A 14,035-nucleotide genomic window follows, 5' to 3' on the forward strand; every position below is an offset into this window, starting at 1 on the left:
CTGTTGTTATTTCTAGTGGTACTTTGGATTATATTAATTTAATACTTTATTGATTGCCTCGGTAACACGATCCGCCTGGAACGGTTTTACGATAAAGTCACGCGCTCCTGCTTGAATCGCATCGATAACCATAGCCTGCTGCCCCATTGCAGAACACATAATCACTTTCGCAGACGGGTTTGCTGCTTTAATTTCTTTTAAAGCTGTAATCCCGTCCATTTCCGGCATTGTAATATCCATCGTAACCAAATCTGGTTTTAATTCTTGATATAAAGATACTGCCTGAGCGCCGTCAGCTGCTTCACCAACAACCTCAAAACCATTCTTTGTTAAAATGTCCTTAATCATCATGCGCATAAATGCTGCATCGTCTACAATCAAAATTCTATGAGCCATTTTAAGTTTACCTCCATTAATTAACGTAATTTATTCAATCGTTCCGCCTGACTTAAAATGTCAGTTACTCTTACTCCAAAGTTTTCATCAATTACAACTACTTCGCCCTTAGCAACCAGACGGCTGTTCACCAGAATATCAACCGGTTCACCTGCCAGCTTATCGAGCTCGATAATTGAACCTGCCGATAAATCCAAAATATCTTTCACCGAGCGATTTGTTCTACCCAGCTCAACTGTTACCTGCAACGGAATATCAAGCAGCATATTTAAATTTTTTGCTTCATTCGGTTGCAGATGAGGCGTTTCAAAACTTGAAAACTGTGCAGGCTGTACGCTTACAGGCTGCGATGGCTGACCATAGGCAGAACCTAAATGTTGCGGTCCGCTTGGAGGCGGGTTGTAGGCTGTGTTCATTGGTACAGGTTCTGTATACATTGACTGTTGCTGTACTTGCGGCTGTGTATAAACACTTTCCATAGCAGAAGATGGCTGATAAACGGGTTCCTTTACCGGTTCAGCCGCTTTCGCTTGCGGTGCCTGCTCTTCAACTGGATCTAATAATTCATTCACTAATTCTTTAGCAAAGTGTACCGGCAACAGCTGCATAATGTTTGAATCAATCAATTCGCCTATTTTTAAGCGGAATGAAATTTTAATTAACGGATCATCCTGCGGAATCGATTCTTCTCCTTCGCCTGTTTCAATATTTAATAACTCGATACTTGGCGGAGAAATATCTACTTTCTTATTAAAAATGGTCGACATTGATGTTGCTGCTGAACCCATCATTTGATTCATCGCTTCCTGCACGGCACTTAACTGTATTTCCCCTAAAACACCAGTTGTGTTTAATCCATCGCCGCCTAGCATTAAATCTGCGATTATAGCAGCATCGCTTTGTTTAATGACAAGCAGATTCGCTCCTGAAAAACCAACTGTATATTTAACCTCGATAGCAACATACGGATGCGGAAACTCTTCCTGTAATCTCTTTCTCTCAATCAACGATACAGTTGGCGTAGTAATCTCTACTTTTTGGTTTAAGAGAGTCGATAAGGCTGTAGCTGAACTACCGAAAGAAATGTTTCCGATTTCTCCTAGCGCATCCCTTTCCATGCTGTTCACATAATTATCAAGAATTGGTTCTTTCGCTACAACTTCAGTGTAGGTATCATCATCTTCATCATCTGTTCCTTTTAATAGTGCATCAATTTCATCTTGAGATAACATATCTTCACTCAACATCTTCGTCGTCTCCCCCCTTTAAGGTATCTAAAATTTGGATAGCCATTTTCTTGCCAACCTTTCCAGGCTGAGCGGTAAATTTCGGTATTCCACCGACATTGACTGTAAGCGGCTGTCCCAAATGAACATTCAAATCAATTACATCTCCGACATCCAAATATAAGAAGTCTTGTATAGAGATGTCTGCTTTCCCGATTTCAGCGACAACAGACACATCTGCTGTTTTCACCCGGTTTTCAATCATAGTGGTTTCCTCTGGAAGCCGGTCCTTCGTAGCTGTTTGCATCCAATGATGCACGGATAATTTTGAAATAATCGGCTCAAGAACAACATGGGGAATGCATATATTAATCATCCCTGATGCCTCGCCAATCTGAGTATTTAACGAAATAACGATAACCGTTTCATTCGGCGATACCATTTGCAGAAATTGCGGGTTCACTTCAAATTCCGTCAATATTGGATCAATATCCTCCAAAGTTGCCCATGCTTCCTGCAAGTTTTCAAATCCTCTTTCAAACAAATTGCCCATTATTTTTGTTTCAATCTCTGTTAAACTATCAACCTTATTTAAACTTGCTCCTCTTCCACCCAACACTCGATCAAGCATCGCATACGCAATGTTCGGGTTAACTTCCATAACAATTCTGCCGTCAAGAGGAGGTACCTCAAACACATTTAAAATAGTCATATTCGGAATAGACCGAATAAATTCTTCATAAGGCACTTGGTCGACAGATGCAACTGTAATTTGTACAAATGTGCGCAATTGAGCTGAAAAGTAGTTTGTGATCAGCCTTGCAAAGTTTTCATGTATGCGTGTCAAGCTGCGAATCTGGTCCTTAGAAAACCGTAATGCCCGTTTAAAGTCATACACCTTCACTTTACGGACAGACTCTTCTTTCTTTAATTCCTCCGCATCCATTTCTCCAGTTGATAATGCGGACAACAGTGCATCAATCTCATTTTGTGATAATATTTCACTAGACAACTTTCTCACCTCCGTATATCGCAAAGAATAATATAGTCAACCGCAAGCTCTTTATTGGATAATCGAGGAGGTAATGTATACCTTTTCTACTGTTCCTTCTTGCATGATGCCGTTTATACTTTGTTTCATGATGTTTTGCAGCTGCTCCTTGCCTTGTTTGCCTTGCAGCTGTTCAGCATTCAGCTCCGACAATTCTGAAATGATGATATTATTGACTTGGAACATACGTTTTTCCAGCTCTTGCTTCGCCTTCTTATCGTTCGTCTGAATTGTAAAAGCAATCTTGACAAAATCATTATCCGCCAAATTGGTCGTTACTTCAGGAACAATAACTGAAGCCTCTACTAATTCATCTGCACTAGGAGCACCTGCTGACGCACTCCCACCATCCTTATTTAAAATCAAAACAAGTGCAATAACTCCGACTAACGTTATGGAGACAAGGATTATTAACATAGCGCTCAATGCTTTATTTTTCATCGTCACCATCCTCCCTTTCGAAATAGCCCAAGATTTTAATAGATTGATAATAATTATGTATCGCTTGTAATACTTCCTGCTCAGATTCTTTCACAACATATTTGCTCCCATTTGCCATCGTGATCGTCGTATCAGGATTGCTTTCTACTATTTCTATATAAATGGCATTCAAATGATAGCTTTTTCCATTCAATTTTGTCACTTTAATCATGCAACGGCGAGCCGAGACAGTCTAGAAGCCCGGCTCACTCCCTCCCAACATACATTATCGCTTTAAGTTAACTAGCTCTTGCAGCACTTCATCTGATGTCGTAATGATACGAGTATTAGCCTGGAACGCACGTTGGGCTACAATCATTTCGGTGAATTCCTCAGATAGGTCAACGTTGGACATTTCAAGCATGGATGATTCGATTGTTCCTAGCGTGTCTCTCGCTTCATATATTGGAGCACCTGAGTTTGTAGTCTCAACGAATAAATTATTCCCTGCTTTTTGCAATCCAGCAGTATTGGCAAACTTAGCTAATTGAATTGTACCAGCAGTCTCGGTAGCACCATCTAAATTAATAAATGATACTGTTCCATCTGTACTAATTGAAATATCTTTTGAGTTCTCAGGGTCTATTGTGATTTTTCCTTTGTCAGTAGACATTACATATAAACCATCTGAATTCACCAAATGGCCATCAACATCTAAATAAAAGTTACCGGCACGGGTAAAACTGGTATTTGAAGCATCTTCATTTTGCAACACAAAATACCCATCTCCAGAAATTGCTAAATCTAGAAGTCTGCCTGTTGATTGTAAGTTACCACCTGTATGAACAGTATCAATTGCAGCTATTTGCGACCCTAATCCAACTTGTTTTGGATTGACTCCGCCTCTTCCAAATTCAGCAGATGGTGCACTTGCCCCAGCAACATTTTGACTAATCATATCCTTAAACGTCACTCGACTCTTTTTAAACCCGTATGTATTAACATTCGAGATATTATTGCCGATAACATCGAGTTTCGTTTGGAAGTTTTTCAAACCGCTAATTCCTGAATACATTGAACGTAACATATGTTTTCCCCTTTCTTATCCGATGCGCTGCAGTCCATTCGCACATCAAGGCCTCCTATAAGGTCCAGCCTTTTCACATTATGATGGTCCCGTTGATATTCGTAAAAATTTGTGCAGAAGCTTCTTCTCTGCTCATTGCTGTTACAACAACATTATTTTTGGCACTAACAATTAATGCAGCCTCATCGAGCAGTACGAGCGAATCTTTAACACCCATTCCTTTTGCTTGATTGACCTTTTGTTCAATTGATCTCCACGTTTCACTATCAATGTGAATATCCCGTTGTTGCATTCGCATTTGAGCATGCCTGCTGATTGATAATGATTGATCTGATTGCCCAAGTGTTTGCCGGAATGTTTCAGCAAATTTTGTTTCGTTCGCTTTATACGCCGCTGCAGAATGATTAACCTTCTTGTTCGCAATTAATGGAGTTACAGCATAATGATGAAAGTTCGTTTTCATCTTGACTCACTCCTTATTGAGACACTTTCAGCAATTGGTCAGCCGTTAATCTCGTCTGCAAATCATCATTAATTTCAAATTCAATTTTGCCGTTTTTAATAGATACAGCATTTACAATAGCCATCTTTTCCTGACCATTGTGATTCCATGAAACCGTCTTTCCGATTAGCGAACTTGCTTGCACTAAATCTTGATCATAACTCGGCGCTTTACTTTCACTTGATTGGCTTGATGATTGAGAAGCATTTATGCTTAACACTTCAGAAATATTTTCAGGCTTCAGTACCGTTCCATCGTTCAAAACAAATTCTACAGAACTATTTTTAAACTGCACTTTTTCAATGACACCTTTGCCGGAAAGCGTCTCTGAATGCTTTCCATCTACGCTTCCCACAAGCATGTCCCATTTGACCGTTTTTCCCGCAAAATCGCTGTATGCAATCATTTGACTTTGCGCTTGTGAATTTGCCAACTTTTCAAAAGAAGTAACCATATTCGTCATTTGCTCTAAAGAAGAAAACTGGGCCATCTGTGCAATGAAATCTTTATCTTCCATCGGGTTCATGGGATCTTGGTTTTGCAGTTGTGCCATTAATATTTTTAAGAAAGCGTCTTTTCCTAAGTAATCATTGCTGTTTGTACTTTGAGCCTGTTTTTGTTGATATGCTGATAAATAAAGGGACGAATCGATTGAAGTCATGCTTTTCACCTACACTTCCGCTTCTAATAATGCCTCTTCGAATTGTGTTTGAAATTGTTCTGTCATTTGATCATCTATATCAGACTTTTCAGAGCCAGTCTCTCTACCGCTTTGCTGCTGACCTTGGTCACGGAAGAAATTGCGCTCTTGCGACAAACTTTCGAACTGCTGAGATAATTCCAACTTTTCAACCTGAATATTTTGATTTATAAATGCCTGCTTTAAGCTTTGCAGCTGACTGTCGAGCATCTCCTTAGCACGCTGAGTCGATGCGACAATTTTAGCAATCATTGTCCCGTTTTGCTGAATGATTTCTATACGCAATGAACCGAGATGTTCCGGATTCAATTTAATGAATAGCTTTTGCATGCCGTTTTGATTAGTGAATTTAGCTTTACTAATAATATTTTCAAAAGACTTTATGAGCTGTTCGCTATTAACCGAACCTTTATCGCCCATTTGCGTATTCAGAACAAATTGCTCAAGCTTTGACATATTCATAAATGGATTATGAGCAAAGTCACTATTGCCGGTTAAAGCTGATTGAGCAAAAACTGTTGAGCTATTCTTATTCAATGTCAGCTCCAGTGAGTTTTTTTCTTTTGGAACCAGCAAGCTTTCAAGTTTTGCTTCCAATTGCTCTAAGTTTTGCTTCAACTTATCTAACTTTATTGCATTTTCTTCTGATAAATCGAGAAAATTTTGAAATAACGCAAATACTTTCGCCAATTTAATTCCTTCATCAACAGATAAAATCCGTTGCTGTGTTATGTTGCCTTCATTGATTGCTTGATTGACAATGCTGTTTAACTGCTGCAGTAAATCAGATTCATTTGTCAGATTAGATAGAAGACCTTGAAGTTGTTCAAGTGATTCCGAACTAAATATATCGCCTGCATTCTCAAATATGGCAGTCAGTTGTTGATCTTGCGTCGCAAATAACAAAGCTTCTGCCAGCTGTCGGCCATTTTCCAATTGATTCAAGTCTTCCAGCTGCAAGATATCCAGCAAAGACTGCAATCGCTTTTCTGCAGCTGTCTCTGTTTCATTACTATTAATAGAAGAAGCAGTTTCTTTTGAGCCTGCAGTCTCCATTGTTTTCGACAGCACCGCTCCAAAAACACCCTTATTAGCTGCAGCATTGGAAGTTTGTTCAACTGTTTTTTTAGCCGGTTGCAATGTTTGGATTATCGACACATTCATGTATTCACCCCCTTCCAAATCTATTGAATATCATCGTTACTATTTTCACTCAGCTTCTGTGTGAATCTTGCTGCATCAGCCGGCTCCATCTTTTCAAGGATTGCCGATAAAGTATCAGCCTTCATTTTCGATAGGATTTTTATCGCTTCATCTTCTTCTAGCGCAGTAATAATCGGTGCCGCTTTCTTTGGAGACATGGTCTCGTAAGTACGGATAATGTCCTTAAAAGCCCGCTTACTATCTTCATGTTGCAGCTTCAGCTCTTCGACTTCCCGTTCCAATCTTTGCTTTTGTATGTTTAAGCTCTGGATTTCTTCATCTTTATTTACAATTGATTCTTCCATCTTTGCCATTTGAGCATTGGCATCCGCTAATTCCGCTTCCAGATCTACAATCTTCTGTCCATCTTGGACAACAGATTTTTTCTCTTCCTCTTCTTCCTGCACCATCGTCGAAATCCCGGGAATTTTACTGCCTATTTCTTTTCCGTATTGAAAAACATTTACGCCTGCTACAGTCATTAAAATAAGAGTGACTAAAATTACAAAAAATAACGGAATAACTGCAATCAACACCCATTGGAATTTATTGTATGGCTTTTCTTCATTTACATATTCTTCATTTATTTTCTTTCCCATACAATCACCTAATCTTCTTTGCTTATAAATGTTTGGATTGAAATATCATCCATTTGTATCGACTCTTGTGCCTTGTTGGCTTTTACAAATCTTTCAAACTGCTTTTCTTTTATTTTTACATATTTCTTTACTTCTATATTTCTTTCAATCAAAACAGCTTGGTACGCTTCCATCCGTTGTCTTGCAACAATGACTTGCTGCTGGCAGTGTGCGATTGTTTTTTCGACATTATCTAAAAACACTTGATGTTGTCGCAATTCGATAACAGATAAACCGCCAATCATCTTTTCTTGCTGATAATCAAGCAAGTCTTCTTTCTTTTTTAGAAGCTTGTATAGTTTATTGGCAACTTCCTCAAATTTGTTTACCGATTCACTATACTTTGCTTGCGCATCGGCTTTTTCTTTTTCGCGCACTGCAAGAATCTTCTCAAATTTATACTGAAAGGAGCCCATCTATTCCACACTTCCTATTAGATTAATCAGCGCTTGAATGCCTTCTTCACTTGTAACTGCTTCGTCTGTTCTTTGTTTTAAAAACGCAATGATTTGTGGATATTTCCAAATTGCTTCATCAATTTCCTTTGAAGTTCCTCTTTTGTATGCGCCAATGTTAATCAAATCTTCGGTTTCGATGTATTTCGCCAACAGTTCCCTGAATTTGATGGCACTTTCCTTATGTTCAGACGTTATAATATTGCTCATAATCCTCGAAATGCTCTTCAATACATTAACAGCCGGATATTGTCCTTTGTTGGCAAGCTGTCGATCTAATACAAAATGTCCGTCCAATATCCCCCGTACTGTATCTGCGATCGGTTCATTCATATCATCACCGTCAACCAGCACAGTATAAAATGCTGTAATTGATCCGAGCTGGTTGGTTCCGGTTCTTTCAAGCAATTTCGGCAATATTGCAAAAACAGACGGAGTGTAACCTTTCGTAGTCGGCGGTTCACCAACTGCTAAGCCTATTTCCCTTTGTGCCATAGCCACACGGGTTACCGAGTCCATCATCAGCATGACATTTAAGCCTTTATCGCGAAAATATTCCGCTATTGCTGTTGCTGTATAAGCACCTTTAATCCTCATTAACGCAGGCTGGTCAGATGTCGCTACAACAATGATGGAACGCTTCAAGCCTTCCGGTCCTAAATCCTTCTCAATAAACTCCCGTACTTCCCGGCCACGTTCCCCAATTAATCCGATAACATTCAAATCTGCTGTCGTATTTCTGGCAACCATGCCAAGCAAGGTGCTTTTTCCTACCCCGCTTCCGGCAAAAATACCGACCCGTTGCCCTTTGCCGACAGTCAATAAACTGTCAATTAAACGCACCCCTACCTCAATCGGCTCGTTAACGGGCGGTCGATTCATCGGGTTAGGCGGATTTTGGTCTGTGCCAATTGTCGCCAATCCTTTTGGAAGAGGTGAACCGTCAAGAGGCATACCTAAAGGATCGACGACACTGCCAATCAGATCTGCTCCCACTTTGATTTCCAATGGTCTCATCGTTGCTTCGACGATACAGCCGGGAGCAATATCATTTAAAGCTGTATATGGCATTAACAAAACATTTTCTTCTTTAAAACCTACTACTTCCGCACGGATTAGTCTTTTAGATGATTTTACACCAACATGTATGTAACATAGGTCACCGATTGAGCTGGCAGGGCCTTGTGACTCAATCATTAGCCCTACTACCCTTTTTACTCTTCCATATCGCTTATATGTATCGATCTCTTGTATAAAAGGCAATAATTGCTCTACTTTCAATGCATTATTCCCCTTCCAACAGTTCTAGCAGCTTTCGCTTTATTTCTTGAATTTGACTATCGATGCTGGCATCTATTCTGCCGTTAGAAGATTCAATTACACAACTTGTTTCATCTAGCTCTTCATCCGGATAAATGTGAAAATCTGTTTCTTTTGGCATAATGCTCATTAACTCTTCCTTTTGCGATAAAATCAATTCATATTTCGAGTAATGAATGCGCAGACGAATATTATTATGTTCTTTGACTTCTTTAATTGCTTTTCTGACTAAATTGATGTAAAGTTCTTGTTTTTCTTCTACTTCCGCATTCAAGATTTTATTGGCTATTTCAACTGAAAGTTCTAAAATCGTTTTTTCAGATGCATCCAAGTACCGATGATAATCATCTTTTGCTAGCTCAATGACTTTTTGTGCCTGCAAAATTTGTTCATGCATCTCTGCATATCCTTGCTGCATTCCCATATCGTGACCTTCACTGTACCCAATCTGCCTTGCATCCTCTTCCAAGCTGACTCTTTCTATTTGAAACCAATTTTCCTTTTCAGCTTCCGCCTGTTTACGAATTGCTTCCGCTTCCCGGATAGCTTTTTGAATAATAGCTTGTGCTTCTTCTTGTGCATTCTTATAGATAAGGTCTATTTCTTCTTGGTCGAAGCTCGGCTGAACGATTTCTTCAGTAATTTCAAAATCCGTATTCATTTTAACAGTCTTAATTTTAATTTTTTTTTGCTCGACTAAGTCTGATTTCGCCCATGCGGATTTAATGATCCTAGACAATGATATCATCTCCTCCGCCGCGAGCCACGATAATCTCTCCAGCTTCTTCCAGACGTCTGATTACTGAAACAATGCGTGTTTGCGCTTCTTCTACATCACGTAAACGAACAGGTCCCATATATTCCATTTCTTCTGTAAACGTTTCAATCATACGTTTTGACATATTTTTGAACACGATTTCTTTAACTTCCTCACTAGCAACTTTAAGAGCCAGTTTCAGATCTTCATTTTCAGAATCTCTAATTACACGCTGAATTGCTCGGCCATCCAATGTAACAATATCCTCAAATACAAACATTCTCTTCTTGATCTCTTCAGCAAGCTCCGGATCCTGAATTTCTAATGCATCCAGTATCGTCTTCTCAGTCGTTCTGTCTACACCGTTTAGAACATCGACAACCGATTCGATGCCGCCGGTCAGAGTATAGTCTTGCGTTACAGTTGTTGAAAGCTTTCTCTCCAAAATTTGCTCAACTTCATTAATTATTTCAGGAGAAGTGCTGTCCATAGTCGCAATCCTTCTAGCAATATCAGCCTGAACTTCTTGAGGAAGTTCAGAAAGAATTTGCCCGGCTTGTGTCGGATCTAAATACGATAAAATTAGCGCGATTGTTTGTGGATGCTCATTTTGAATAAAATTTAATATTTGTGCCGGATCAGCTTTTCTTGCAAAATCAAATGGCCTTACTTGCAACGATGATGTTAAGCGATTGATGATGGCTGCAGCCTGTTCTGCCCCAAGTGCTTTCTCTAACACTTCCTTTGCATAGCCGATTCCGCCTTGCGTTATATAATCTTGAGCTAGCGCAATATTATGAAATTCATCTAAAACCCTCTCTTTTTCGGCTGAATCGACATTGCGCACACTTGATATTTCAAGAGTTAGCCTTTCTATCTCCTCTTCCGACAAATGCTTATAGACAGAAGCAGATACATCAGGACCTAAGGAAATGAGAAGAATTGCTGCTTTTTGTTTGCCGGTCAGTTCACCTTTTTTCTCTTTTTTCAACTCTATTTCCTCCTAATCCTTTGTTAACCAAGTTCGCAATAGTTTCGCGAACTCATCCGGTCTTTCTTTTGCCAATTTCTCCAATTGCTTTCTCTTAACAGTCGCTTCATTTTCAACTTCCGAAGTGACATCTGGAACATCGATTTCTTGCTCGGCAAGTTGCCCTTCTTCAAGAAGTCGAAGTTCTTCTTCCTGCTGCTGTTTTTTACGGTTACGAATATAAAGTATTAATACGGCTATCAGTGCCAATAAAAGAGCGGCACCAATCACATAAACCCACCATGGGATGTATTTTGTCTCTTGCGGAACGGTTTCCGGTTTCCCATTAAATTCATGAACAGATACAGATATACGTTCTTGCAATTCCTCTTCTGTCAACGGAGCTTCTAAAGTTTTTTTATCAATGCTTGTCCGTATGATTGAACCAAGTATTTGCGTGATATCATCCACACTTTGCTGAGATAAAGAACTTGGATCATCAGCTGAGGGCGGTTCTACCATTACTTGAATTCCCAAGTCTCTTACCCGATAAGGGCTTTCTTCAATTTCTTTTCGAATGCGATTGACTTCATTATTAATAGTCTCTTCGACTCTTTCATAATCGCCGTCTCCGGTATCGCCTTCTAAATATGTATCTAATGAATCTCCATTGTCTTCACCTTGAGGAACTCCACCGGCAGCATTTTCTCCGCTGAATGTTTCTGTAAGACGCTGAGCGCTAATTGTGATGCCTTCCATATTGTCCTCATCAACCGGCTCAACCAAACTATGTTCGCTTTTCTCCTGTGAAAAATCGATATCTGACGTAACCGAAACTACCACTTTATCTCTTCCGATAATTGTTCCAAGCATATTTTGCACTTGGCGCTGTATGTCTCTCTCAATTTCTCGCTTTACGTCCAATTGATTGGCTATAACAGTGCCATTACTGTTTTCTTCGCCTTTATAATCGTAGTATTCAAATAATTGATTCATAATGACAATGTTTTCAACCGGCAAGTTCGGCACGCTTTTTGAGACTAAATGATAAAGTGATTGAATTTGTTCATTCTCAAATTTATACCCAGGGGCCGTATCGAGCACTATTGAAGCAGAAGCTTGTTCTGTAGTATCTGCTACAAAAATCCCTGTCTCCGGCAATGTAATCATCACCCTTGCATCATTGACGCCTTGTATGCCTTTAATCAAATTGCCAAGCTCAGATTGCATAGCTTCCAGTTTAATGACATTGAACTCATTATCAGTCATTCCAATACTGGCATTTTGGCTGAAAAATGAATAGTCTATACTGCCTGATGACGGAATACCTTCCGCAGCCAGTTCAACCTTCAATGTATCTACCATTTCCTTTGGAACAAGAATCCCTGTTCCTCCTTCTGTTATTTCGGTTATGACTCCTCTACTGGTCAAGTTTTCAACAATCGTTCCTGTTTCAGAAGGAGTCAAATTTGAATACAGAGGCTCTAGCTGTGGTTTAGATGCAAAGATTGATGCAATAACAATAATAATAATGGCAATACTGACTGTACTGATAAGCAAAATTTTTTGTTTTTTCTGCCTGCTGTTCCAAAATGCGACGAATTTGTCTTTGGCAGACGTAAATTTTTCTTTCATCATAATCCCCCATGCAACCTTGTTTTCTCTCTGTTATGTACGTTTAATAGTCAATGTAAAAGGATATGATGCACTTTAAACTTGCATTCTCATAATTTCTTGGTATGCTTCCACTGCTTTATTTCGCATTTCCAAAGTTGTTTGCATCATAACGCTTGCTTTTTGTGATGTAATCATTACTGTGTGCAAGTCGACATTTTCACCGCGCACAAGTTTTTCTGTAACAGCGTCTGACTGAAGTTGCGCCGCATTTACTTGTTCAATGGAATCTTTTAAAAAGCTTGAAAATTTTTTATGTGCCTCTGCTGTTGTTGCTATTTGTTTTGTTCCTGCAGCACTGATAGTTGAAGCCTCACTGCCGGAAGTTATCCCTGATACCCACATAATTCATTCCCCTATCTATTTACCGATTTCAAGTGCCTTCATCATCATACTTTTCGAAGCATTAAACACAGTGACATTCGCTTCATAAGAACGTGTGGCGCTCATTAAGTCTACCATTTCCCTCAGCGGATCGACGTTCGGCATTTCTACATAACCATCCCCATTGGCATCCGCATGTGTCGGATCATAAACCAGCTTAAACGGTGTTTCCTCATCATCCACTATTTCAGTTACTTTCACACCGTTTCCGGCGGCTGTCTCTTTACCCTTTGCTGTATTCAGAAAACTTGAGAATCCGTTTTCTTTTGATTGCAACACAACAGACTTCCGTTTATAAGGTACCCATTCACCATTTTCATACGTTCCCCGAGTGGTGTCTACATTGGCCATATTCGACGATATGACATCCATTCTCAGGCGCTGGGCAGTCAAAGCGGAAGCTGTATTATTCATACTATGGAATATTGTCATTATTATCTTCCTCCCTTAATGACATTTTGCAACGATTGAAACTTCCCGTTTATTCTGTCTGTAACTGCGTTGTAGTATATTTGGTTCATCGCAAGAGAGCTCATCTCCTGATCAATATCTACACTATTGCCATTATGATTGTAAGAAACATTTTTGTTCACATATACTCCATTTGTACCTGTCGTTGAAGTGAAATCAAAATGCCTGTTATCTGTTTTATTCGCAGATAATGAACTGTTCATTTCAGATTCGAGCATCTTGCTGAAACTGACAGACTTAGCTTTATAATTGGGTGTATCAGCATTGGCAATATTATTCGAGATTACCTTTTGCTTTTGTGATGCATAATCTAGTGCGTATTCTAAAGATGTAATGGTTCCTGAAAAAAGCGACATCTTCTTCACCTCTATTGTTCAATATTTTTGGAAAATTACATCTCAATTACCACAGAAATACTTTATATCCATATAAATCTTACTTTATAGGAGTAATTTGGCATTGTCTATCGATTAATCGACTTATTATGTCAATTTTCTTAATTTTCCAGCGTTTTTTCGACATAATTTCCGTTACTTATACATAATAAGGCAAAAACTTTAAAAAGACTGCAAACTTTTGTCCTATTTTACAAATTTACATCTAAATACCAAAAAAATGTATTCCAGCGTGTTTTTCTCTCCTTATTGTCGATAAAATCGCATTTTAACTCAAATTCATCTTACGAGGTGCAAAAACGAACTTTATATCAATAGGAATATAGTATCTATTTTTGTTACAAATTTTCAAGAATTTTCAACAAATTTTTCTACTTTTTCATTTT

Annotated in this window: 18 protein-coding genes; all 18 read right to left on the reverse strand. The window is 39.0% G+C overall.

Going from position 1 to position 14,035, the window contains the following annotated elements:
• Positions 1 to 33: 33 nt before the first annotated feature.
• The 18 genes from IEO70_RS13880 to flgB all read right to left on the reverse strand — a co-directional run bounded on the left by IEO70_RS13880 (position 34) and on the right by flgB (position 13,610).
• Positions 34 to 396, reverse strand: coding sequence for a response regulator (locus IEO70_RS13880; protein ID WP_190998965.1), 363 nt, complete (start codon positions 394 to 396; stop codon positions 34 to 36).
• A gap of 20 nt (positions 397 to 416) precedes the next feature.
• Entirely contained in the window at positions 417 to 1,643 is a 1,227-nt protein-coding gene (gene fliY, locus IEO70_RS13885) for a flagellar motor switch phosphatase FliY (protein ID WP_190998966.1), read from the reverse strand.
• The gene (fliM, locus tag IEO70_RS13890; protein ID WP_190998967.1) at positions 1,633 to 2,634 is read right to left on the reverse strand and encodes a flagellar motor switch protein FliM; all 1,002 of its coding nucleotides are present in this window, start codon (positions 2,632 to 2,634) and stop codon (positions 1,633 to 1,635) included. The genes fliY and fliM overlap by 11 nt, the downstream gene beginning before the upstream one ends.
• 51 nt (positions 2,635 to 2,685) lie before the next feature.
• Complete coding sequence (gene fliL, locus IEO70_RS13895; protein ID WP_190998968.1) at positions 2,686 to 3,114, reverse strand: flagellar basal body-associated protein FliL; 429 nt, start codon at positions 3,112 to 3,114, stop codon at positions 2,686 to 2,688.
• Positions 3,104 to 3,325, reverse strand: coding sequence for a flagellar FlbD family protein (locus tag IEO70_RS13900; RefSeq protein WP_190998969.1), 222 nt, complete (start codon positions 3,323 to 3,325; stop codon positions 3,104 to 3,106). The genes fliL and IEO70_RS13900 overlap by 11 nt, the downstream gene beginning before the upstream one ends.
• Before the next feature lie 54 nt (positions 3,326 to 3,379).
• Positions 3,380 to 4,180, reverse strand: a complete 801-nt coding sequence (gene flgG, locus IEO70_RS13905) for a flagellar basal body rod protein FlgG (protein ID WP_190998970.1) — start codon at positions 4,178 to 4,180, stop codon at positions 3,380 to 3,382.
• A 73-nt stretch (positions 4,181 to 4,253) separates the two neighbouring features.
• Positions 4,254 to 4,643 (reverse strand): TIGR02530 family flagellar biosynthesis protein, encoded by a 390-nt coding sequence (locus IEO70_RS13910; RefSeq protein ID WP_190998971.1) that lies wholly within the window; start codon positions 4,641 to 4,643, stop codon positions 4,254 to 4,256.
• A 13-nt stretch (positions 4,644 to 4,656) separates the two neighbouring features.
• Complete coding sequence (flgD, locus tag IEO70_RS13915; RefSeq protein ID WP_190998972.1) at positions 4,657 to 5,343, reverse strand: flagellar hook assembly protein FlgD; 687 nt, start codon at positions 5,341 to 5,343, stop codon at positions 4,657 to 4,659.
• A 9-nt stretch (positions 5,344 to 5,352) separates the two neighbouring features.
• A complete protein-coding gene (locus IEO70_RS13920) occupies positions 5,353 to 6,546 on the reverse strand; it encodes a flagellar hook-length control protein FliK (RefSeq protein WP_190998973.1) in 1,194 nt (397 codons plus the stop codon).
• Positions 6,547 to 6,566: 20 nt separating this feature from the next.
• Positions 6,567 to 7,184, reverse strand: a complete 618-nt coding sequence (locus tag IEO70_RS13925) for a magnesium transporter MgtE N-terminal domain-containing protein (protein WP_190998974.1) — start codon at positions 7,182 to 7,184, stop codon at positions 6,567 to 6,569.
• A gap of 8 nt (positions 7,185 to 7,192) precedes the next feature.
• Positions 7,193 to 7,639 carry a flagellar export protein FliJ gene (gene fliJ, locus IEO70_RS13930; RefSeq protein WP_190998975.1) on the reverse strand — a complete coding sequence of 149 codons (447 nt, stop codon included), beginning with the start codon at positions 7,637 to 7,639 and terminating at the stop codon, positions 7,193 to 7,195.
• Positions 7,640 to 8,959: a flagellar protein export ATPase FliI gene (fliI, locus tag IEO70_RS13935; RefSeq protein WP_190998976.1), complete on the reverse strand. Its 1,320-nt coding sequence runs from the start codon at positions 8,957 to 8,959 to the stop codon at positions 7,640 to 7,642.
• Between the two features lie 4 nt (positions 8,960 to 8,963).
• Positions 8,964 to 9,737, reverse strand: a complete 774-nt coding sequence (gene fliH, locus IEO70_RS13940; protein ID WP_190998977.1) for a flagellar assembly protein FliH — start codon at positions 9,735 to 9,737, stop codon at positions 8,964 to 8,966.
• Positions 9,730 to 10,746, reverse strand: a complete 1,017-nt coding sequence (fliG, locus tag IEO70_RS13945; RefSeq protein WP_190998978.1) for a flagellar motor switch protein FliG — start codon at positions 10,744 to 10,746, stop codon at positions 9,730 to 9,732. Before fliG ends, fliH begins: the two co-directional genes overlap by 8 nt.
• A 12-nt stretch (positions 10,747 to 10,758) precedes the next feature.
• The gene (fliF, locus tag IEO70_RS13950) at positions 10,759 to 12,360 is read right to left on the reverse strand and encodes a flagellar basal-body MS-ring/collar protein FliF (protein ID WP_190999010.1); all 1,602 of its coding nucleotides are present in this window, start codon (positions 12,358 to 12,360) and stop codon (positions 10,759 to 10,761) included.
• A 75-nt stretch (positions 12,361 to 12,435) separates the two neighbouring features.
• A complete protein-coding gene (fliE, locus tag IEO70_RS13955) occupies positions 12,436 to 12,744 on the reverse strand; it encodes a flagellar hook-basal body complex protein FliE (RefSeq protein ID WP_190998979.1) in 309 nt (102 codons plus the stop codon).
• A gap of 15 nt (positions 12,745 to 12,759) precedes the next feature.
• Positions 12,760 to 13,215, reverse strand: a complete 456-nt coding sequence (gene flgC, locus IEO70_RS13960; protein ID WP_190998980.1) for a flagellar basal body rod protein FlgC — start codon at positions 13,213 to 13,215, stop codon at positions 12,760 to 12,762.
• Positions 13,216 to 13,217: 2 nt separating this feature from the next.
• Positions 13,218 to 13,610 carry a flagellar basal body rod protein FlgB gene (gene flgB, locus IEO70_RS13965; RefSeq protein WP_190998981.1) on the reverse strand — a complete coding sequence of 131 codons (393 nt, stop codon included), beginning with the start codon at positions 13,608 to 13,610 and terminating at the stop codon, positions 13,218 to 13,220.
• Positions 13,611 to 14,035: the final 425 nt, after the last annotated feature.

The sequence above is a fragment of the Peribacillus faecalis genome (genome assembly GCF_014712675.1).
Taxonomy (GTDB): domain Bacteria; phylum Bacillota; class Bacilli; order Bacillales; family DSM-1321; genus Bacillus_AD; species Bacillus_AD faecalis.